Origin of the sequence: Proteus faecis, from assembly GCF_003144395.1 — a bacterium.
Taxonomy (GTDB): domain Bacteria; phylum Pseudomonadota; class Gammaproteobacteria; order Enterobacterales; family Enterobacteriaceae; genus Proteus; species Proteus faecis.
In genome coordinates this window covers 271,732-293,623 of sequence record NZ_PENZ01000034.1, presented here as the reverse complement: position 1 = coordinate 293,623, position 21,892 = coordinate 271,732, and the positions used below count along the sequence as shown (strand labels likewise).

18 protein-coding genes are annotated in these 21,892 nt (G+C 35.1%); 9 read left to right on the top strand and 9 right to left on the bottom strand.

Annotated elements, in window-relative coordinates; translation table 11 throughout:
- Positions 1 to 331 precede the first annotated feature (331 nt).
- The 4 genes from DK858_RS10955 to hutW all read right to left on the bottom strand — a co-directional run bounded on the left by DK858_RS10955 (position 332) and on the right by hutW (position 4,680).
- Positions 332 to 1,930: an ABC-F family ATPase gene (locus tag DK858_RS10955; protein WP_109397425.1), complete on the bottom strand. Its 1,599-nt coding sequence runs from the start codon at positions 1,928 to 1,930 to the stop codon at positions 332 to 334.
- Between the two features lie 239 nt (positions 1,931 to 2,169).
- Positions 2,170 to 2,796, bottom strand: a complete 627-nt coding sequence (locus tag DK858_RS10950) for an NAD(P)H-binding protein (RefSeq protein WP_109397424.1) — start codon at positions 2,794 to 2,796, stop codon at positions 2,170 to 2,172.
- A 6-nt stretch (positions 2,797 to 2,802) separates the two neighbouring features.
- Positions 2,803 to 3,291, bottom strand: coding sequence for a heme utilization cystosolic carrier protein HutX (hutX, locus tag DK858_RS10945; RefSeq protein WP_370685725.1), 489 nt, complete (start codon positions 3,289 to 3,291; stop codon positions 2,803 to 2,805).
- Positions 3,292 to 3,333: 42 nt separating this feature from the next.
- A complete protein-coding gene (gene hutW / locus DK858_RS10940) occupies positions 3,334 to 4,680 on the bottom strand; it encodes a heme anaerobic degradation radical SAM methyltransferase ChuW/HutW (RefSeq protein WP_109397422.1) in 1,347 nt (448 codons plus the stop codon).
- Positions 4,681 to 5,158: 478 nt separating this feature from the next.
- Here hutW and DK858_RS10935 point away from each other — a divergent pair, with 478 nt between their 5' ends.
- Positions 5,159 to 5,614, top strand: coding sequence for a YaiI/YqxD family protein (locus tag DK858_RS10935; protein ID WP_109397421.1), 456 nt, complete (start codon positions 5,159 to 5,161; stop codon positions 5,612 to 5,614).
- Positions 5,615 to 5,729: 115 nt separating this feature from the next.
- On the opposite strand, the gene DK858_RS10930 is transcribed toward DK858_RS10935, so the two are convergent.
- Positions 5,730 to 6,968, bottom strand: a complete 1,239-nt coding sequence (locus tag DK858_RS10930) for a TerD family protein (RefSeq protein ID WP_109397420.1) — start codon at positions 6,966 to 6,968, stop codon at positions 5,730 to 5,732.
- Positions 6,969 to 7,139: 171 nt separating this feature from the next.
- Between DK858_RS10930 and DK858_RS10925 the strand changes: the two genes are divergently transcribed.
- Both DK858_RS10925 and DK858_RS10920 read left to right on the top strand, forming a co-directional pair.
- On the top strand, positions 7,140 to 8,540 hold the full coding sequence (locus tag DK858_RS10925) for an amidohydrolase (RefSeq protein WP_109397419.1): 1,401 nt from the start codon (positions 7,140 to 7,142) through the stop codon (positions 8,538 to 8,540).
- A 341-nt stretch (positions 8,541 to 8,881) separates the two neighbouring features.
- The gene (locus DK858_RS10920; RefSeq protein WP_162556403.1) at positions 8,882 to 10,528 is read left to right on the top strand and encodes a DUF4139 domain-containing protein; all 1,647 of its coding nucleotides are present in this window, start codon (positions 8,882 to 8,884) and stop codon (positions 10,526 to 10,528) included.
- 142 nt (positions 10,529 to 10,670) lie between these two features.
- Here the strand turns inward: DK858_RS10920 and yidZ are convergent, their stop codons facing one another.
- From yidZ to DK858_RS10905, 3 genes are all read right to left on the bottom strand, one after another.
- Positions 10,671 to 11,645, bottom strand: coding sequence for an HTH-type transcriptional regulator YidZ (yidZ, locus tag DK858_RS10915; protein WP_194294839.1), 975 nt, complete (start codon positions 11,643 to 11,645; stop codon positions 10,671 to 10,673).
- Positions 11,638 to 12,816 carry an MFS transporter gene (locus DK858_RS10910; RefSeq protein WP_109397416.1) on the bottom strand — a complete coding sequence of 393 codons (1,179 nt, stop codon included), beginning with the start codon at positions 12,814 to 12,816 and terminating at the stop codon, positions 11,638 to 11,640. The genes yidZ and DK858_RS10910 overlap by 8 nt, the downstream gene beginning before the upstream one ends.
- A 126-nt stretch (positions 12,817 to 12,942) precedes the next feature.
- Positions 12,943 to 13,734: a helix-turn-helix transcriptional regulator gene (locus DK858_RS10905; RefSeq protein WP_109397415.1), complete on the bottom strand. Its 792-nt coding sequence runs from the start codon at positions 13,732 to 13,734 to the stop codon at positions 12,943 to 12,945.
- Between the two features lie 92 nt (positions 13,735 to 13,826).
- Between DK858_RS10905 and DK858_RS10900 the strand changes: the two genes are divergently transcribed.
- The gene (locus DK858_RS10900) at positions 13,827 to 15,224 is read left to right on the top strand and encodes an MFS transporter (protein WP_109397414.1); all 1,398 of its coding nucleotides are present in this window, start codon (positions 13,827 to 13,829) and stop codon (positions 15,222 to 15,224) included.
- Positions 15,225 to 15,317: 93 nt separating this feature from the next.
- Here the strand turns inward: DK858_RS10900 and mnmH are convergent, their stop codons facing one another.
- The gene (gene mnmH, locus DK858_RS10895; protein WP_109397413.1) at positions 15,318 to 16,409 is read right to left on the bottom strand and encodes a tRNA 2-selenouridine(34) synthase MnmH; all 1,092 of its coding nucleotides are present in this window, start codon (positions 16,407 to 16,409) and stop codon (positions 15,318 to 15,320) included.
- A gap of 363 nt (positions 16,410 to 16,772) precedes the next feature.
- Between mnmH and DK858_RS10890 the strand changes: the two genes are divergently transcribed.
- The 5 genes from DK858_RS10890 to DK858_RS10870 are packed head-to-tail and all read left to right on the top strand — an operon-like array spanning position 16,773 to position 21,814.
- The gene (locus DK858_RS10890) at positions 16,773 to 16,958 is read left to right on the top strand and encodes a hypothetical protein (protein WP_228407311.1); all 186 of its coding nucleotides are present in this window, start codon (positions 16,773 to 16,775) and stop codon (positions 16,956 to 16,958) included.
- Between the two features lie 3 nt (positions 16,959 to 16,961).
- On the top strand, positions 16,962 to 18,002 hold the full coding sequence (gene mdtN, locus DK858_RS10885) for a multidrug transporter subunit MdtN (protein ID WP_109397411.1): 1,041 nt from the start codon (positions 16,962 to 16,964) through the stop codon (positions 18,000 to 18,002).
- Positions 17,992 to 19,845: an FUSC family protein gene (locus tag DK858_RS10880; RefSeq protein WP_109397410.1), complete on the top strand. Its 1,854-nt coding sequence runs from the start codon at positions 17,992 to 17,994 to the stop codon at positions 19,843 to 19,845. The genes mdtN and DK858_RS10880 overlap by 11 nt, the downstream gene beginning before the upstream one ends.
- Entirely contained in the window at positions 19,845 to 21,314 is a 1,470-nt protein-coding gene (locus tag DK858_RS10875; protein ID WP_109397409.1) for a TolC family protein, read from the top strand. Before DK858_RS10880 ends, DK858_RS10875 begins: the two co-directional genes overlap by 1 nt.
- 50 nt (positions 21,315 to 21,364) lie before the next feature.
- Positions 21,365 to 21,814 carry a DUF6122 family protein gene (locus tag DK858_RS10870; protein ID WP_109397408.1) on the top strand — a complete coding sequence of 150 codons (450 nt, stop codon included), beginning with the start codon at positions 21,365 to 21,367 and terminating at the stop codon, positions 21,812 to 21,814.
- Positions 21,815 to 21,892: the final 78 nt, after the last annotated feature.

Sequence of the window (21,892 nt, the reverse complement as noted above, 5' to 3'; positions counted from 1 at the left end):
GTTAATTAACTGTTTATATCAATTCAAGTCCGCCTTCCACCGACAGAAGTGCTGCTATGCTGCGCATGATGGGTTAAACATAAAGTTCGCATTCCTGCTACCTGCTGTAAATACCAAGCTCTAGCACGCATTAAAGTGCGTTGGCCACAATGGCGTTAAAATCATCATCCATTAATCCTATAGGATAACCATTATTTTCGGGTGCACCGTTATAATGTTTTATTGAAAAAATAGTAGGGCAAAATTATTGTGATCTTTTTGATAACAATAAAAAAAGGCTTGATAAAGAGTATCAAGCCTCATTTAATTATTGCTCTAATTTATTATGAAATTAAAGTGTAATACCTTTTTTCGTCAAGAACTCATCATAAGTACCTTGGAAATTAGTCACTTTTTCCGGTGTAATTTCAATAATACGATTTGCCAATGAGCTCACGAATTCACGGTCATGAGAAACAAAAATCAATGTGCCTTGATAAAGTTCTAATGCCATATTCAGTGATTCAATAGATTCCATATCTAAGTGGTTGGTAGGTTCATCCATAATCAAAATGTTTGGTTTTTGCATCATTAGCTTACCAAATAACATTCTGCCTTTTTCACCACCAGATAACACTTGAACTGATTTTTTCAAGTCATCTTGAGAGAACAGTAAACGACCTAATACGCTACGTACAGATTGCTCGTCGTCTTCAGGTTTCATCCATAAGCTCATCCAATCAAACACCGTCATATCAACTTCAAAATCAGTTGCATGATCTTGTGCATAATAGCCAATGTTTGAGTTTTCAGACCATTTTAGACGGCCTGTATCTGGTGTTAATTCACCGACTAATGTTTTGATCAACGTCGATTTACCCACACCGTTATTACCTAAAATAGCGACTTTTTCGCCCACTTCAAGCATCATATTGACGTCTTTAAACAGCGGGGCATTATCATCATAACCTTTAGAGATATTTTCTACTTCAAGCGCATTACGGAATAATTTTTTCTCTTGCTCAAAGCGAATGAATGGGTTTTGGCGACTTGATGCTTTCACTTCAGCTAATTGAATTTTCTCAATTTGTTTCGCACGAGAAGTAGCTTGGCGTGATTTAGAAGCATTAGCACTAAAGCGGCTTACGAAAGATTGTAATTCACTAATTTGTGCTTTTTTCTTCGCATTATCCGCTAATAAACGCTCACGAGCTTGAGTTGCAGCAAACATATACTCATCATAGTTGCCGGGATGAACAGCAAGCGCACCATAGTCTAAGTCAGCCATGTGCGTACACACCATATTTAGGAAGTGACGGTCATGGGAAATAATGATCATAGTACTGTTACGTTCATTTAGCGTTTGCTCAAGCCAACGAATAGTATCAATATCCAAGTTATTCGTCGGTTCATCCAGTAACAAAATATCAGGATCAGCAAATAGGGCTTGTGCAAGTAACACTCGCAATTTCCAACCCGGAGCCACTTCACTCATAGGGCCATTATGTTGTTCTAATGGAATACCTACGTTTAGCAATAATTCGCCAGCGCGCGATTCAACGGTATAACCGTCCATTTCACCAAATTTCACTTCAAGATCGGCAACACGTAAACCGTCTTCTTCACTCATTTCAGGTAAGCTATAGATGCGTTCACGCTCTTGCTTCACTTCCCAAAGTTCTGTGTGCCCCATAATTACCGTATCAAGCACAGTAAATTCTTCATAAGCAAATTGGTCTTGTTTTAGTTTACCAAGACGTTCATTAGGATCGAGGAATACGTTGCCGCTAGTTGGCACTAAATCGCCACCTAAAATTTTCATAAAGGTTGATTTACCGCTACCGTTGGCACCGATTAAACCATAGCGATTTCCGCCACCGAATTTGACAGAAATGTTTTCAAACAGTGGCTTTGAGCCAAACTGCATAGTGATATTATTGCTGATTAACAAGACAAATACTCATTATTAGTGAATGACAAAAGGTAATGGGGCGGCATTATGCCACAAGTTCCCCCTATTAAGACAGTAAAGTGACGAATGTCGGTTAAGAAATTATTACCATAAGAGAAAAACTCATCATATTGTGAGTTATTGCCTATAACAAAAGTAAGAAACAAGAGATAACGCCAATACGCTATCTCTTAATGGTGATGTTAATTTGAAGCGTAATATAGCTATCGCGAATGCAACTACTTGGAAGGCACTAAACCCGGTTCAACGACCGCATAAACTTGATCCTCGAGAAGATCGGCTTCAAGAAGCTGAGTCACTAAACGCGCAACATCTCGACGATTAACTAAACCATGGATCTCTTCATTTTGATAAAGCTGAGCGTTTCCCGTTTCTTCACCATTAAGCAATCCACCTGGTCTTACTATCGCATAATCAAAACGACTAGTTTGCAACCACACTTCAGCTAATGATTTTTCTCTTACGGCTTGACCAAACGTGGCTTTTGCCCTGTCAGATAAAGTAACCCAGCTATCACCACATCCTAAAGATGAAACCATTAACATACGTTGAAAACCCATTTTCTCCGCCGTATCAATGACGGTTCGATGAGCGAGATAATCATTTTCACCGCCCATCGTGGAAATGATATCAGCTTCTTTTCCTGCCAATGTTAAAACAGCTTCAACAGCCTTAGCATCAATTGAATCACCAATAACTGTTTTGATCCCTTTTTCTTCTAACCGATTAGCAGCCTCTTCGGAACGCACTAAAGCCACAATAGGGCGTTGTTGTGTAACGCCAATATCTGCAATATGTGCGCCAACACCTTTACCGCCAGCGCCAAAAATAACCCAGGTTTTCACTCGCAATTATTCCTTATTTAATTGTTGAGCTAATTGACGAAAGGCTGATAATTGTTCTGGTAATAATTGACGGTGTTCGTCTCTACCAAGAAAAATTTTAAACATTGCAACGCCTTCTTGATTGATAAATAAAATAGAAGCAGTATCCATACCCATAAATTTACGCTCGACCATCGCAATAAATTGGCAATTTTCGGCTTTAACATGGCCTGTCATTCCTTTTTTACCACGTAAGTTAAAATAGCCATGGCGATGAAAACCACTTGGTAATTTACCGCTAAATTCTAAAATAACATCTTGAGTATGAACAAGTGTGGTGACATTACCCCATTTCATCACGTTATCCCACACTAGATCGAATTGTTCACCACTTATTAATGAGTGTGATGGCAAATGTCTCACAACTTCTAACAAGGTTGTATCAAACTGCATTGCAATAGTTTCCAGAGTTCCATCAGGCTCGGTTATTAAAAATTGTTGCAACGCTATATTCATGATGTTATTTCCATCTTTTAAGTAATATTTAATAGAATAAAACTAATGAGGTGTATTTAATTGCAAAATTAATTGCTGTAAAGATGTCAGCAAATTACTAGCCCAAAAACGACCTTCATTAGTGAGTTTCATACAAAGAAAATCGTCTTCAATAAGACCGGCTTGATACCATTGAGTTAATAAAGGGGAGAGCTGAGTCGCTTGTGAACTTAATTTGGTTAAATCTACACGTCCACACTCGATGCCAGCTTGTAGTTCATAACGCCAGCGAAAGCCACGATCAGTTGTACGACTCATCATCATTAAGGGCTTTTTATTATCTGCAATGTTTTGATAATAGCTATCCAGTGAGCGTTCTATCATCCATGAATAACCATTAACTGAGCCACCAGCACCAGAGCCAAAGGCAAGGCAATCTGCGCCTTGTTTAATTAATAAATTATAGAGATTGCGTTCACGAGTCGTTTTCGCCCAATGACTATTACTGATCTGACGCCAACCCGCATTCGCCATAAAATCACAGCCTTGAAGATAGAGTGAACGCCGTTCTATCGGTGTTGGTACAATTACTCGCTGATTTTCGACTGCTTTACCTAATGGTGTATTGGGTAATAAATTTAATGCATAGAGATCGACCCCATCCAAACCAATATCATGAGCAATAGTGAGATCTTCTTGCCAATTCACCGTATTTTGCCCCGGTAATCCAAATAGCAGGTCACACACTACAGCAGCGCTATCTCGTAAGCAGAGTCTTTTCATAAAATTAGCGGCTTCTTCTCCGGTTGATGCTCTTGCCATTCGTTTACGTATTTTGCTGTTAAATGTTTGAATACCAATAGAAAAACGGTTTACTCCCGCATCTAAACAAGCATCAATTCGATTATCATCAAAATTTAAAACACGGCCTTCAATCGTTATTTCACAATCTGACGCCAAAGGAAGTGATTGGCGCAAATGCGTGATCACACGGTAGAGATCTTTTGCTGATAATGCAGAAGGGGTTCCACCACCAAAGTAAATGGCATGAATTGGTGCTGATTGATAAAGTAAGCTATCTGATTCAGCCGATATCTCACGCAATAATGCGTCGGTATAGCGTTTACAAGCTTCTTCGTGGTAATTATTTTGATAAAAACCACAAAACGTACAATGAGTGGCACAAAAAGGAATATGGATATACAACAAACGTTTACATGCAGGTGTTTTACTTTCTAATAAGACTTGCCATGTTGATTGTTGTTCTTCTTTCGCTATAGGTACAGAGCCTCTCCATGGCATCGTGGCATGTCTATCACGAAAAGGGCTATCACCCTCAAGCGCAAAATGGGGAGTAAGATCGATTTCAGTCAAAGATTGTGTGCTATGTGTTGAGACTAACTCTTTCATTATTAAATCATTCCTACTTATTATTAATAGGATCAGCGGGGTAAAACTGTTGATGCAATAACTCCACGCTCCCATAAAGAAGATGAGCTATATGTTGTAGTAACAACCAATGTTTCTTCTTTAGGTGAAACATTATTAGCAATAGCACATTGATAATATGAGAGTGCTAATTATTATCATTCGCTTTATAGTTTAAGTTTTAACATTCATCAACATAAAAATGGCAAATAGAATACATTTTTGATTTAAATCAAGGTAAGAATTAAGAATGTAATTTTATGCACATTGATTCCTAGGGGAGCAATTGATGAGTTTATAGATACTGAGAACAAGCTTGATATTAGTCAGTATCCGAGCTAATCAATAATCAGAAAACGGTAAAGATCAAAATTTCAACCACTTAGTCTCAATTAATATGTTATTTTAAACATCATCAATACAGACTATTTTCATACTAAATAACAAAGAGAGTGTTGTTATGCCTATATGGGTTGATGCTGATGCATGTCCAAAAGTAATCAAAGAAGTGTTATATCGTGCAGCAGATAGAGAAAAAGTGATGATTACTTTTGTTGCTAATCAACGATTAACCATACCTGCATCGCCTTTCTTACGTACATTACAAGTTTCTGCGGGGTTTGATGTAGCTGATAACGAAATTGTCCGCCGTGCTAATAAAGATGATTTGGTTATTACCGCTGATATTCCATTAGCGGCCGAAGTCATAGAAAAGGGCGCAGTAGCTCTGAATCCAAGAGGTGAACGTTATACTGAAGCAACTATTCGAGAACGTTTAAATATACGTGATTTTATGGATACGATGAGAGCAAGTGGTATCCAAACTGGCGGGCCTGCAAGTTTAAGTCAACGTGATCGCCAACTTTTTGCGAATGAATTAGATAAATGGCTTTTGCAACAAAAGAAACACGCTTAATTAGTCAGAACTAAATGCTTTAAATAAACGATGAACGGACAGAACGGACAGAACGGGCATAGTCATTATTGCCCGTTTTTCCTTAAGATAAACTTTATCTTATTTTATAATGCGATCAGACATAACGTTTTGTACCTAAAATACTCGGTTTCTTCCCTTTAAAAACATGAGGACCATCCATCGTTAATTTAAGCTCATCGCCATTACGCGTTAACCAAGGCGTTGCTTCGCTACCAGCCCTTGATGTTACACCTGATGGTTTTAATGTAATGCTATCTTGATCAATTTCAATAATACCAATCACATAGGTATAAATCATATTATTGAAAAAGCCTTTCTTATACTCACAAGAACATTCAACCACTTGATTACCATATTCCATACGCATTGTTGGTTTTAATGAAGCGACAGACACACAACCATTGCTAATAGCAGAATAAACACTACAAACCAACGCAACTTTACCGCCCATTAATTGGGAAATAGCGGGGTTAATTTCAACGGTTTCGCAACCGGGTTGTTCTTGACTCACACTCACTACATCACCGGTATGGAAAACAAAAGGATCTGAATTAAAAGCACCACTTTTATCTGGCGCTTGAATAATAGACATTTGACCATTCGGACGTAAAATGCCTACACGAAGATCTAAATCATCATTATCTTTTCCATCTCCATTATCTATCCATGTTGCACTCACTAAAATACGTTTAGGTGCATCATGACCTTTTTGTAATGAAACACGATGGCTACTATCTGGTTTAGTCAGCTTCACGATGCTTTTTTGTATATTCACGGGAGCTGGTGGAGGCGTAACAACAGGTGCCGACTCTTCAACTTCAACACCATAAAGGTTACATAAACCGGCAAGTCCAGAGGCAAAACCTTGCCAAACAGAACGAACTTTATTTTGACCATTTCGAACATAGAGCTCTAAAACGATAATGCCAGTCTCTTGTGAAAATTGGTTTGGTACTAATTCAATAACTTCATTATTTATTAATACTTGTGCTTTTAATTGCTGAACAACAGCAAAACCGCCAGCACTACCATCTTGCGTTAATGTGATGGCTATTTTGGTAATATTTGCAGGTAAACGAGAAAAATCAAAATCAATACTATGAATAACTGTTGAACCTTGGGTTATCGGTGAAATAAATGAAGCTGCACCAGAGGCATGATGAGGTGCATTAAAGAAAACCATATCGTCGTCATTAACGACTTTTCCTGATCCTGTTACTAAAAATGCAGTCAGATTAATATCAAGATTATCGCCTACTGCATGAGAGACTGTAACTTGTCCTTTATTTTCGCTGAGTGATCTATTTTCACCCGGTTGCAACGCTTTACTCATAAAACCGCTCCTTGATTGATAAGACTAACTGCAAGAAATTTAGGCTGCAATGTAATAATAACTTTAATTAATTATTTATTCGGTGATCTCATTCACTTTCAATTGATATCAAAAGCCAATGAATTTATTTATAATCTTAGGGAAATTTTCCCATCAAGACGAGAGGTAATGATGTCATTTTCTAAATCTATGCTTGCTTTGGCTGTAATGGCGATCTCATTTTCTAGCTACGCGGCAAAACAAGCTGATTTGATGATAGTTGACGGCACAGTTCTGACTATGGATCAGCAAAATAAAATCATTGAACAGGGTACTGTTGTCGTAAAAGAAAATAAAATTATTGCCGTTGGTGGCCCTGAGCTGTCTAAAGAATATCAAGCCAATAAAGTATTAGATGTTGATGGTGATATTGTCATGCCAGGTTTAATTAACACTCACACTCATGGTTCAATGACTGTATTTCGTTCATTAGCTGATGATGTGCCAGATAGACTTCATCGTTATATTTTCCCACTTGAAAGCAAAATGGTTTCTCGCGAAATGGTCAGAGTAGGTGCTGATCTTGCAAATATCGAAATGGTAAAAGGTGGTGTAACAACTTACGTTGATATGTATTATTTTGAAGATGAAGTAGCTAAAACTGTTGATAAAATGGGGAATCGTGCGGTATTAGGAGAGTCTGTAATTAATTTTCCTGTTGCTGATGCCCAAACACCCGAAGAGGGTATCCAGTATGCAGTAAACTTTATTAAAGAATATAAAGATCATCCCCGTATTATCCCAGCATTTGCTCCACATGCTCCTTATACAAATACCACAGAAAACCTTCAGAAAATTGCTAAGTTATCAATAGAACTGGATGTTCCTGTTATGATCCATTTAGCTGAAACCGATCGTGAACAAGAAGAAATCGCTAAACGTACTGGCGGTAAAAGTCCTGTTCAATATATGGCAGATATTGGAGCATTAAATAATAAAGTTATCGCCGCTCACGCTATTATGGTTGATGATAAAGATATTGATTTGCTGAAGAAATATGATGTTGGTGTTGCCCATAATATCAGTGCAAATACTAAATCAGCGAAAGGAGTAGCACCTGTTGTTGCGATGCTAGAAAAAGGTGTTCGTGTAGGTTTAGGAACTGACGGTCCAATGTCAAGTAACACGTTAACAACCATGAATGAGCTAAATCTTGTGGGTAAAATCCATAAATTAGAAAATAAAGATCGTGCTGCTATGCCGCCATTAACCGTTGTAGAGCTAGCAACTATGGGGTCGGCAAAAGCATTACATATGGAAGATAAGCTGGGATCTTTAGAATCAGGTAAACTTGCAGATATCATCGTTGTTGATACTAAATCACCTAATATGGTGCCAATGTATAGTCCTTATGCAGCATTAGTTTATGGTGCTAATGGAAGTAATGTTCGCCATACCATTGTTGATGGAAAAATCTTAATGGAAGATCGCCAATTATTAACCGTAGACGAAAAAGCCATTATTAAAGAAGCGCAAGATTTCTCTAATAAAGTACGTAAAACTGTTATTGACAGCGGTGAAGTTGTTAAATAACAATCGATAACAATATCTTTATACTTGGCAGTTTGATTTTAAACTGCCTTTTTATTGTTTATTACTAATATACTTCTCTTCTTTTTATCTAAATATGAGTATATAAAGATAGCAAAAACCCAATATCTTTCTATCATTAAGATAATCCTTATTATTTAAATACTCATTTAATAAAAAAACTAATGTACTGTTTTGCCTGTCTTTTTTTCTTCACACCATTATATCTTTAAGTTTATTCTGTTATCTAATCAATTACAGATGCAATACTATCTAAATATATTTGAACAACAATACATCTCTATTTTGCAGTTTTCTGCTCATCAACTATGGATAGAATGAAAATGATGATTAAACCCAATAAACGAGCACTATCGCTTTTTGCATTATCGATTGTTAGTGCAACCAATGTTTTTGCTAATGAAATCAGTTCAATAGATCCTGCTAAAACACTTAATTATGATGTGAAACTTAATCAAGCAACTATTTTCTTACGGGGTGCTGAACTCAATAATAACGTAACACTCAATTTACCCGCGGGGCAGAGTGAAGTTGTTTTATCTAATATTGCAAACAATATTGACCCTAAGAGCTTATCAATTAGCATTGATAATGACGATGTGATTATCAACACAATTAACGTTAAAAAAATTCCTATTGCTCCTAGTTATCCTTCTGCAATTACAGTGTTGATGGAAAAGCAGAAAGATATTAACAAGAAAATTGAAGAGCTCAACATCAATATTAAGGTCGGTGATGAACAGATTGTCTTACTAAAAGATCAATCCTTTTTTGGTTATGGCGAAACTCAGTCATTAGAACAATCATCACAAAAATTTGATTTTATTAGCCAAAAAATGACATCTATTTTAAATCAACAAAAAATAGCACGTGAAGAAATTGCTGAACTGACAGAACAACTTGAAGAATTAAACCGACAATTAGAAATTAATATGCCAGTTATTACCAAAGAGAAAACACAAATTGTTCTATCTTTAGGCACATCAAAAAACCTAACCAGTAAAATGCATATTTCTTATATAACACCAGATGCAGGGTGGTCTCCTGCTTATGACATTCGAAGTCAAGGAATGGATAAGCCGATATTACTCACCTATAAAGCCGATGTTATTCAAAATACAGGCCTAAATTGGGATAAGGTAAAGCTAGTTTTAACATCGACAAATCCATCCTTAAATATTACTGCACCAACTTTATCCCCTTGGTATCTCGCTCTTTACAATGATAATGCGAAATTTAGAAGTAAAAGTATGAGCATGGAGATGGCTTCAGCACCGTCCCCTACAATGATGAGAGAAGAAAGCCATGAAAAACAATTAAATAAAGGTGTAACGCGATATGTAACAACTAATAATAATGGTATTAATTTAAGCCATGCAATCGCATTACCTTACACCTTAAAAAATAGTACAGAGCCTAATACATTAGTGATTAATCAAAAAGAAGTTGTTGCAGATTATCGCTACTTAACGACGCCAAAATTAGTTGAAGAAGTCTATTTACAAGCTGAAGTAAAAGATTGGGAAAACTTAAATTTACTCAATGGTCGTACGAATATCTACTATATGAATAGCTTTGTTGGCAATAGTTATATTAATACTAACGAATTAACGGAGTTACTTAGCATTCCATTTGGAATAGATAAAAACATTCAAATTAGCCGTATTAATAATGAAAAAATAAGAAAAGAGCCTATCTTTATTGGTACAACGATTGAACAAAAAGAGAGTTATACCATTAAAGTAAGAAATACTTATAATTCACCTGTAAAAGTAACTATTTATGACCAATTACCACTTAGTCAGGAAAACAATATTAATGTAACAGATGCTGTTTATAAAGATGGTGTACTTAATAAAGATACTGGCGAAATAGAATGGAATATCACATTAGGAGCAAAAGAGGAAAAATCATTACCTCTAAATTATACGCTTTCTTATCCAAAAAATAGGCAAATTATGGGATTGTAATTTCTCTTGTCTAAATTAAAAAAGTAAAATAGAAAAGGGTGCAATTGCATCTTTTTCTATTTTTAATAAGTGCTAATTTTATATTTTTCATTATATTTATTTAGTAAACACAGAAGAAAGCCAATAAATAACAGTAAAACTTTTATGCAGTATTTTTATGCATAAAATGATTAACACTATTCTTGATGGTTTCTTTTAACCATAGCACTTTAGGATTATACGCATGGCGCTTATGCCATAGTAAAATAAATGATATATCAAGTTGTTCAGAGGCACTCTGTGGCAACGGTATTGGTAATGTTACTAAATTAGGCAAAACTCGAGATATATAATGTACACAATATCCAGGTAAGCAAGTAATAAGCTCATGATTAGGTTGAGAAATCGTAAATAAAGTTTGCTCAAATGACGTGTAAGTTATGGCGATATTACGTAAACGTCCATGTTCTGCCAATATATCATCTAGTGCCCAATGAGGCCGCTTATCATATTCTGTTGAAATGTGTGAATAGTGCAAAAATGTCTCTAAATTCCAAGGCTCTTGCAATAAAGGATGATCTTTTCGTACATAAACTAATGGTGTATCACGAAAAAGCTCTTCACAATCGATGACTTCAGGTAATAGATGTAATGCTTCTTTAGAACCTGAATAATATTCACGACCTAAAAAAGCAATATCAGCGTCACCATCAATAATGCTTGATAGCGAGTTATATTCCCAATTTCGTATTTGTACCATTGATTGAGGATAATAATTCAAGATTTCTAAAGGAAATTGATTTAGTAGCACCTGATGTAAAGGAGATTCTAATATTAAACTGAAATGAACGCCTTTAGGCGTTTCGCTATTTTGCTTGCCCGCGATATGATTACCAATATTAATAAAATCAGAAAGAGATTCTTCAATACTTAATGTCAAAGGTGTTGGAATTAATCCTTGAGGACTACGAACGAAAAGGGGATCATCAAACCAAACCCGTAATTTAGCCAATGCTTTACTTACTGCTGAAGGCGAAATAGACAACCATTTTGCAGTTAATGTAACACTGCGCTCCTGTAAAAGAATTTGAAGAATAACTAATAAATTCAAGTCTATTCGATGTAATGGCTTATGCATCACAGTTCACCTTTTGTTGTTGTCCAGAAGAACGAAAGAGATGCAAAAAGATAAAACCAATAAGGCAACTAGCAGATAATATAACCATCAGCATATTAATTGCAGATATTCCCAACCATCCCATTATCCAGATATAGAGAGAGGCAAAACTCAATTGCGAAATCCCTAAAATTGAACTGGCAAGTCCAGCGCGCTGACTAAATGGAGAAAGTGCTTGGCTCATTATAATACCAAATAATAACGCAAACCCCGCGCCACATAATGAAAATGAGACAAAGAACCAGCGAAAATCACTGTTTTTACCAATAAAAATAAAAATAGCTGCAGTTAAAAAACTCGATAACCCAGTATACAAAATAGTTTCATAACGAAGTTTGGTTAATATTTTAGGCATCATAAACGAAGTGATCATACTGACCATTGAAAGCAATGTAATTGCTGTTGAATACTGCCCAGTAGTGTAGTGCATCTGCTGCATAATCACGATTGGAGAGATATTAACATAAGTCAGGATCACGCTCATTCCCAAGCATGAAATAAGTAAGCGACTTAAAAAGAAACTATTTAAAAACGATTCGCCGGTGATTGTATCAGTGTTATTTTTACTTTTAGCCCACGTTTTTGATTTAGTCTCTTTTATTCCAAAAAAACAATAAATAAAAATTAATAGCGCATAGATTGCCATGGCATAAAACATTACTGGCCATTTAAATTTTAATAAGATCAGAAAACCTAAAACAGGTGCTAATACTGGAACAATACAAGTAATACCATTTATCATAGAAAGAACTTTCGCACGTTGTTTTTCAGCTAATGTATCTCGCAATATCGCAAAAGTAACAACGTAACAAAACCCAGCACCAATACCTTGGAAAAAACGTGCGATCAAAAAGTTATTTGCTGCTATTGATATTCCTGCATTAAATGATGCCAGTAAGAAAATAACGGTTCCAAGCAATATAACAGGTTTACGTCCTAATTTATCACTGCACCATCCTGCAACTAACATGGATGAAACCATGCCCATTAAATAAATTGAAAAAGCTTGATGTAATGTCGCTTCTGAAGCGTTTAAATCATTCGCAATTGCCGTTAAACCTGTTAAATGTAAGTCCACACCAAGAGGGTAAATTAACACTAAACAAAAGCTAAAAAGGATATATTTTGTCACCTAGCCACCTCAATTATTCTGATGAAGAGGCATTCTAGTCGTCAAAGAAACGGAAACCTAATGACAAAAAAGCAATCTCTAATTTCCATTTTGGAAATAACATGTTTATTCCATCATCAAGAATAATCATGCTTTCTTAGGAATATACACTAAAATCCGATTATATTTTTCCAAATCAAACGCTAATGATGTGTAATCATAATGCTCTTTTCTATTTTCAAAATTTAGGATCCTTACACCATCACAAGGAGGATATATCTCATGTTTTTCCCACATTCTTTTAAATTCAGGGGATGAGCAATTTAGTGTAGCAATTAATTTACGAATATTTGGGTCGTTCTTTGTTCTTGCATGGTCACGACGAAAGCTAGCTAGCAATCTTTCAGCAATATTTTCCCAATCATCAATACGCGTTTTGTAACGAGGATCCATAAATAACAAGTAAAGATAATTACGATTTTCAACACTGAAGTCTGAAAAATGAAAATATGCATCTGCCTTTTGATTATAAGCTAAGACATCCCAATGCAGATTTAAAACATAACAGAGATACTCTTGTGGAAAATCAGACAAAATTCGCAAAATAGTTTCTGGAACTTCATGCTCTGTTATTCCTGTTTCTGTTGGTTCCCTCATGTGCGATAACAAATAAAGATGTTGCCTTTCTGCACTATTTAAACGTAAAGCTGTGGCTAAACTATCCAAAAATTGGCTAGACACACCAATATCTCTGCCTTGTTCAAGCCATGTATACCAAGTCAGCCCAACGCCAGAAAGTGCAGCAACTTCCTCTCGGCGTAATCCAGGTGTGCGCCGACGTCTAGTGTTAGGTAGTCCCACAGTTTCAGGTGAAATACTTTGTCTTTTCGTTCGTAAAAAATCAGCTAATTCAGGGCGAGTTCGTTTTCTTTCAGTCATAGCCTATTGCTTTTAGTAATAGTATAAATGGTTAAATTGTATCAGGATAAACAACTCATTATAGTCTCATTTTTTTAATCATTGAGACAAAAATGAATACTCAACAACGCATCGCCTTATTTGTTCTACTATTAGCGGGATTTGTCACAATTTTTGATTTGTTTGTCGTCAATATCGCTATTGTGAATATTGAACAAACACTTAATGCAACGCTAACAGAACTAACACTAATTATCGTGGGATATGAATTAGCCTTTGGTTTATTATTAATTACAGGAGGCCGACTCGGCGATATTTATGGCCGTCGGACCCTATACCGTATTGGTATGTTTGGTTTCACTTTAACATCTGTATTATGTGCAATTTCTCCTAATGCTATTTGTCTTGTTATTGCTCGTTGTCTGCAAGGATTAACAGCTGCGCTATTATTCCCCCAAGTTTACTCAAGTATTCGTCTAAACTTTGATGATACACAGGCCAAAAAAGTATTTGGTTTATTAGGAATGACACTAGGATTAGCTGCAATAGCAGGGCAAGCATTAGGTGGTTTTTTAATATCACTAAATCTTTTTGGGCTTGAATGGCGTACTATTTTTTTAATTAATCTTATTATTGGTATTGTTGCATTAACACTTTCTCATTATTTAACTCAAAGTGAGACCCTAGATTATATAAGATTGGATATTGGTGGTGTGGTTTTATCGGCTTTTAGCATAACGTTTACATTACTTCCTTTATTAATGCTACCTATCTGGGGATGGAAATTACCTAGTACACTACTTTTTCTTTTGGGATTAATGCTGTTAACTCTCTTTATTTACTATGAAAATAGATTAAAACAGCAAGGAAAGCAGCCTCTTTTTGATCCTATATTATTTACCAATCATCCGTATGTAATTGGGATCGGGATTGTCGTTTGTGTATATGCAACATCATCAGCTTTTCCTATGATGATGTCGATATTATTACAAAGTGGATTTAAACGTTCTGTTTTAGATTCTGGATTGATTTTTGTTCCATCAAGTATAGGATTTGTTCTTTCATCATTATTAACACCTAAATGGGTAAGAAAGTTTGGTGAACAGATTATTTATTGGGGAGCGGCTTGTTACGCTTTAAGCTATCTCTTTTTAATTGGCACTATTTATTATCTAATATCACCAGAAAATAGCTCTCTTGTTATCCCATTCTTATTCTTAGTGGGATTCACACAAGGCATGATAATGACACCTATGCTGAATTTAGTATTGGCAAAAGTTAAACCCGAATTTGTTGGTATTGCTTCAGGATTAACCGCGACATTACAACAAGTTGGTGCTGCAATAGGGGCAACTTGTGTTTCAATTATTTTACAATTTAGTTTTAGCCATACACTTTCAACAAATATAATTGAGCAATATAAGATAGCATTCAGTTTTAGTATGATTTTTAATTTCTCTATGGCTATATGTGCTACGCTACTATTAAGAAAAATAGTTTTTCAAAAATAAATAGATTAATTGTTAGATATAAAAAATGCCTTATTAAACATTTTTAATAAGGCATTTTTTATGTTAAGTGAATAGTGACTTTAACGTTACTATCTACTTATTATTTTTAAACCACTGCATGACTTCTTCATAACTTCCTTGGTAAATAATTTTATCTTCCTTTTTGCTTAATTGATAACGATACATAGGATCGTAATACTCTTTAAGTAGAGGGGTTAACCAAGAAAAATGCGCCTCTGTGTTGGACTCTTTTTTCTGTATATCTAAGGCATTATCTAGCAACTTAGTTAATTCCATTGCTCTTTGAGAACCCAATCGACGGCGAATAGCAAATAAACCATGATGCAAATAATCACTGTATGCTTGCCAACCTTTTTCTTCGCCATATGCTTCCAGATAATCATGTGTCATGCGATCAAAATATTCTGCCTTCAAACGTTCTATACGTCGCTCGAAGGGATCATCAACAACAACGATTGAAGCCTCAAGCATTTTTACTCGTAAACATTCAGGTAATCCATTAGCACCAATAGCGCGACCTTCATCCTCAAGCACCCATCGTGTATATTTCGGTGCTTTCTGTAACATTTCAACACCAAGATGATTTTCAAAGGTAGCTTGAGGAAATTGATCTTCTACAGTGCGACCAAAAGACGAACCTCGATGGTGCGCAATACCCTCAAGGTCAATACCTTCAGGAAGAGAACGCACTAAAGTCGTTTTTCCATTACCTGTACATCCACCAATTAAGATAATAGGCCGTTGAACTAATTCATTGGTCATTTCAATGATAGTCTGTCTTATTATCTTATATCCACCTTCAATTAAGGGGTAATCTATACCTATTTCTTTAAGCCATTGCTGAACTATATGAGAACGCATTCCGCCTCGAGCACAGCAAATATAACCATTGGGAAATTGCTCACAAGCTTCACGCCAAGCTGCGATACGATTATCACGAATTTCACCACTAACCAAATGATGCCCTAAATCAACCGCTTTTTGTGATCCTTGTTGTTTATAACAAGTCCCAACGGCAGCACGCTCTTGATCATTCATTAAAGGTAAATTGATCGCATTAGGGATAGCGCCTTGATTAAATTCAATAGGCGCACGCACATCAATAATAGGTGTGTTATTAGCAAGAATATGTCGAATATTTTGAGCAGAAAACGCTGATTCCATAATAAAAATTGTAATATCTAGTCAGGCTGAAAGATTAGCTACTATACTCTTAAAATCATATAACGCCCATGATTACAGTCATATTGAAAACGATACTCCGCTTTCAATAAGAAAAATTTAAGATAATGCTATAGATTGATGAATGAAAAACATCTAACATCTATTCGATATGATGTTTTTGATTAATTCATTAAACAACTGTAAGTAAAAACACTATAGTGTTTAAACGAATAATAAAATTTATCTAAAAATGACAGGTACATTACCTTGGACATAATAAGAAAATATTATCGTGTTACTAGCTTGAGTATAATTGCATTGCTATTGTCTGGTTGTTCTCAAGGTCATTCTCCTTTTATTACTATGTTAGGTTCCTATTTTCCATATTGGATGTTATGTACCTTTATCGGCCTATTAGGAGCCTTGATCATACGCGTATTACTTATCTATTGGGGTATTGATGATAAATTGCCGTTCCCTTTAATTTTTTATTTTGCGGTATTGTTATCAATTTCTTTAACTATCTCTCTATTTTATTTTTCTTATTAAATTATGGATAAAAAAATCAAAAAAAAACTGGCACTTTTAATCACTGTGATTGTTTTTACGATTACATTCATCTTATTGTGGAAAAATATTCAGTTATCAGCGTTAAATCCACTCAGCGAAGATGCAATAATTGATGCTAACAAAATTAATATATCATCAACGGTACCCGGACGAATTAGCGCTATTTATGTTAAAGAGAATAGTAAAGTCAATAAAGGGGACTTATTGTTTACAATCGATCCCACCATGTATGCATTAAGAGTTCAGCAAGCAAAAGAACAACTTATGATTGCTGAAGCAACATTAAGTAATAAACAGCGCATTATTATTGCAGAAACATCAAATTCAGAAGTTGCAGAAGCGCAAATAAAACGAGCTCAAGTCAATTTGTTATTAGCAACTCAATCTCTCAATAGATTAGAGCCGTTATTGGCAAAGGGATTTGTGACGGCACAACAAGTTGATGATGCAAGAACATTAAAACATGATGCAGAAGTTACATTAAAACAGGCACAAAAACAAAATGTCGCCTCAGAAGCCTTAATTAATAATACTGATTCAGAAATAGCATTAGTGAAATCGTTAAAAACCTCACTGGCAATGGCTGAATGGGAATTAAGTAACACCGAAGTAAAAGCACCAAGTAATGGTTATGTTGCTGGATTAGTATTGTCACCTGGTGAATTTGTTCTTTCTGGGCAATCTGTCTTTACCTTAATTAACTCAGACAGTTGGTATGCTTCAGCTTATTTTAAAGAAACAGATTTAAATAATATAAAAATAGGTGACTGCGTGGTTATCTATTCAATGATTGACAATAAACATCCTATTAAAGGTAAAGTAGAAGGCGTTAGCAGGGGGATCATGTCAACTGATCTTATTAATATTCCAAGGGACTTACCTTATGTGCCTAAATCACTGAATTGGGTTAGAGTTCAACAACGATTTCCTGTTAAAGTGACTATCACTAATCCACCAGAATATCTTATGCGAGTTGGCGCTACAGCAACCGTTAATATAATAGCTAACGACGATGATTGTTAAACCCTCACTAATAGTGAAACAAGTCAAAAAAGACTTGTTACCCTTTGACTTTCGTTTAGCGACGACTTGGCGCATAGCATTGCTTTGCGCCTTAATGGCTGCTATTGCGATGATATATGAAATTCCCGAATCTGCCATAAGTTGCTATTTGATTATTTATTTAATCAAAGCTGATGCAGTACAAAATATATTATTATCTATTGGCGTTATTATTTTATGTTCCATTGTGGTGTGTGTTATTTTTTTACTTTTTAATCTCACCATACAAAACATTATTTTACGATTCTTTTTTATGGCTTTGTTTTCAGCCGTTTTTATGTATTTAGCCTCTGCAAGTAGCCTTGGTGATATTGGTAATTTAGTTGCTTTAGTTATCGCCTTTTTAATGACTTTAATTGATGATATTCCCGTTGGAGATGTAGCAACTAGAGCTCTACTTTATGCGTTACTAATGGCAGTTTCTCCAATGTTATTGGTCATTTTATTTAATTATTTTGTTGGCATTAGCCCTAGAAAATTGTTGTTAAACAGAATTGCTACACGCTTTTCTACTGCAAGTGACTTCTTTTTAGGAAGAAAGGAGAGTCAACTCGATATCAGTGAGTTATTGAGTACACAAACAGAATGTAAACGCTATTTGATGTTTATTAAAATATTTTATTTACGAGGAAGAGAAGATATTCACTGGTTGGAGAATATGATTGACAACTCTTATCAAATATTGATTATGTCATTAACTTTTGATAAAAAAACGCCAACTTCTATACGTTTTCTTCTTTCTAAAAAGTGTTTATATCTTTTAGACTGCTTCAAACATCATCAAATAGAAAAAATAAAAGATAAACAACAAACTCAAAATACAATAAGTAAACTACACTTATTAAATACTTTTGATAACATTTTATTTAATAAGAGAGAATTTAAACCTGTAAAGAAAAAAACACCGTTTTTTGTCAGTGATGCGTTTACAAATCCTAACCATAAGTACTTTGCTATTAAAACCACGATAGCCGCAATTCTATGTTATATTTTTTATGATTATTTTAAATGGCAAGGTATTCATACTGCAATGATCACTTGTTATGTTGTGGCATTAACATCTGTCGGCGAAACTGTCCATAAATTAACATTGCGGATCACGGGATGTCTAATTGGGGCACTAATTGGTATAATTTCACTGCTCTATATTATTCCTAATTTATCTGATATTTTTGAATTAATGGTCTTGATCTTTTTCTGCCTACTGCCCGCAGCTTGGGTTGCTGTAGGTAATGAGCGTATCTCTTATGCTGGTGTACAAGTCGGGTTAGCATTTTTATTAACAACATTACATGGATTTAAGCCTAGCTTTGATATGGATGTCGTATCTGATCGTATTCTAGGAATTTTGTTGGGTAATATTGTGATGTACATCATTTTTACAAAAGTGTGGCCAACGAGCATTATTAATACAATATATAAACAAATTAGCTCTATTCTAGATAATTACACTGAGTTAAGATATTCAACAAATAAAAATGATATGTTGGATTTAGTTTCATCCGTGAATGAAGCGATTACACAATCAAAAGACAATATAGACTTACTCATCTTCGAAAAAGAAGATAGAGAAAGAAATAAAAATATAATGTTTTTTTTCAGAGAGTCATTAAATAAAATTTCTTACATTAGCTACCATAATTACGCTCATAAATTTATTTTTGAAGATAATCGCTCTTATTTAGATATCAATAAAGAGCCAAAAGATGTATTTAAAAAATCCATTCTTAATAATGAAATGGAAACATTACCAACAAATGAAAGAGAGCTTGTGTTTAAACATTTAATAAGAGAAAAATCATAATGGTAAATTTAATCATTAATAATAAGAAAAATATTCTGTCATCTCTGTTAAGTCTATTACTTGTTGGTTGTATCGACACAAGCAGTTCATTTAAACACTATTCTCAACAACCTATTAATTATGATAATACAAAATATATTGCTTCATCCACTGAGCAATATTTATCGCCAACTCAAGAAAAAACGATTAAATCTAGTTATTCGTTGGCCGACCTTATCGATTTAGGACAACAAAATAACCCAGATACACGTATTGCATGGGAATTAGCAAAAAAGTCAGCGACTGATATTGGTATGGTAGAGAGTACATATTTGCCAATTATCACAGCAACGGTACTGGCAGGGTATCAACACGGAAAAATCGATTTACCTAAAAATCCTATCCTTGATGAGATAAAAACGTCTAATAGTGCTTTTATTCCCGCACTCACATTCAGATGGCTTATTTTTGATTTTGGTAAAAGAGGGGCATTAGTTGATGCAGCCAAACATACTTCCTTAGCAACAAGCCTTAATTTTAATCTAATGCATCAGAAAATTATTCATGATGTCTCTGTTGCATATTTTAGTTATGGTGCAGCAAGAAAAAAGGTGAATATCACCCAAAATGCCCTTCAGAGAAGTAAAGACATTTTATATGCTGTTGAACAAAAACGAATCAAGGGATTAGCAACAGTATTAGATGTAGCATTAGCTAAACAGCAGGTAGCACAAGTTGAATTACAAAATGTGTTAGCCAAAGGTCATGAAAAAGATCAATATCAAATTTTACTGTCTGCTATTGGAACATCGCCTTTTGAAAAAATAGCTGTTGATTATGCCGATGATAATTCTCTTCCTGATGATATATCCCCATTAACCCATGATGTAATTAAAAAAGCGCTTGCACAGCGTCCAGATGTTTTAGCGCAATATGAATTACAACAAGCCGCAATCAAGGCGGCTAATTCCGTCGAATCTGACTATTTTCCTAAAGTATATCTTGCTGGCGCACTTGCTGGAGGAACAGGTAGCTTTGATGTTCAGGGACTTCCTGAAATTAGCCAAAGAACTTCATCTTCCAATATACTGATTGGCGTCAGTATTCCATTATATGAAGGCGGAATGCGCCAATCGCGGATGGTAAATACACAGTCAGAAATTAGGCTAGCACAAGAAAACTTACGCAAAAGCCAAGATATGGCGATAAAAGAGATCTCAATTAGTGAAAATGCTCTGAAATCAGCACTTGAGGCAAATAAAGCATCTAAAAACTTAGTAGAGACAACACAATTAACCTATACCGCAAGTGTGGAATTTTATCATAATGGGTTAGGAACCGTAACCGACATAAATACCGCAGAGATTGCATTATTAAATGCACAAATGTCTCAGATTGATGCTTATACCGGATCACAAATTGCGGCGGTTGATTTAGCATTTGCATTAGGTGAAATAGATAAAGCATTATCTAATTCGGTATCACGCTAAACTATTTATTCAAATTAAGTGACAAATATTTTTAGAGAATCGGAGATTGTGTGATATTTGAAATCATCAGAACAATTTTGCATTACGGCTTACACTTTTTAGCACCTATTTTATTAGGCTATCTTTTCTGGCGTAAAAATTGGAAGTTAGCCTCACTTCTTATGATAGGAACAATGGTGATTGATATTGACCATTTGCTAGCAACACCTATTTTTGATCCCAATCGTTGTAGTGTCGGTTTTCACCCATTACATACCGTTTGGGCTGCTTTGATTTATTTAGGTATATGGTTTTTACCATCATGGAAATTAAAAGCCGTTGCGGTAGGGTGTTTGTTTCATTTATTTACCGACTCGGTTGACTGCTATTTAGGCGGATTAAAACCAAATTTAACACTAACGATGAGTTGTGATAAAAATGAATTTTTATCTGATTTAAATGAGGATCTCCCTATAAATAGTGGCTACCAGCGCAGTATTGAACGAAAATTATTACAATAAACGGTTATTATCACTGAAAAAATTAGCAACTAACCACTGTGTTTGCGTTACGGTTTTAGTATTCATTTGGTTACTCAT

Excerpts from the sequence above, each read along its gene's own strand:
- DK858_RS10930 (WP_109397420.1), bottom strand. The coding sequence starts at position 6,968 with ATGAGTAAAGCGTTGCAACCGGGTGAAAATAGATCACTCAGCGAAAAT.
- mdtN (WP_109397411.1), top strand. The coding sequence starts at position 16,962 with ATGGATAAAAAAATCAAAAAAAAACTGGCACTTTTAATCACTGTGATT.
- hutW (WP_109397422.1), bottom strand. The coding sequence starts at position 4,680 with ATGAAAGAGTTAGTCTCAACACATAGCACACAATCTTTGACTGAAATC.
- DK858_RS10880 (WP_109397410.1), top strand. The coding sequence starts at position 17,992 with ATGATTGTTAAACCCTCACTAATAGTGAAACAAGTCAAAAAAGACTTG.
- hutX (WP_370685725.1), bottom strand. The coding sequence starts at position 3,291 with ATGAATATAGCGTTGCAACAATTTTTAATAACCGAGCCTGATGGAACT.
- mnmH (WP_109397413.1), bottom strand. The coding sequence starts at position 16,409 with ATGGAATCAGCGTTTTCTGCTCAAAATATTCGACATATTCTTGCTAAT.
- yidZ (WP_194294839.1), bottom strand. The coding sequence starts at position 11,645 with ATGCATAAGCCATTACATCGAATAGACTTGAATTTATTAGTTATTCTT.
- DK858_RS10935 (WP_109397421.1), top strand. The coding sequence starts at position 5,159 with ATGCCTATATGGGTTGATGCTGATGCATGTCCAAAAGTAATCAAAGAA.
- DK858_RS10925 (WP_109397419.1), top strand. The coding sequence starts at position 7,140 with ATGTCATTTTCTAAATCTATGCTTGCTTTGGCTGTAATGGCGATCTCA.
- DK858_RS10905 (WP_109397415.1), bottom strand. The coding sequence starts at position 13,734 with ATGACTGAAAGAAAACGAACTCGCCCTGAATTAGCTGATTTTTTACGA.
- DK858_RS10920 (WP_162556403.1), top strand. The coding sequence starts at position 8,882 with ATGATGATTAAACCCAATAAACGAGCACTATCGCTTTTTGCATTATCG.
- DK858_RS10900 (WP_109397414.1), top strand. The coding sequence starts at position 13,827 with ATGAATACTCAACAACGCATCGCCTTATTTGTTCTACTATTAGCGGGA.
- DK858_RS10875 (WP_109397409.1), top strand. The coding sequence starts at position 19,845 with ATGGTAAATTTAATCATTAATAATAAGAAAAATATTCTGTCATCTCTG.
- DK858_RS10890 (WP_228407311.1), top strand. The coding sequence starts at position 16,773 with ATGTTAGGTTCCTATTTTCCATATTGGATGTTATGTACCTTTATCGGC.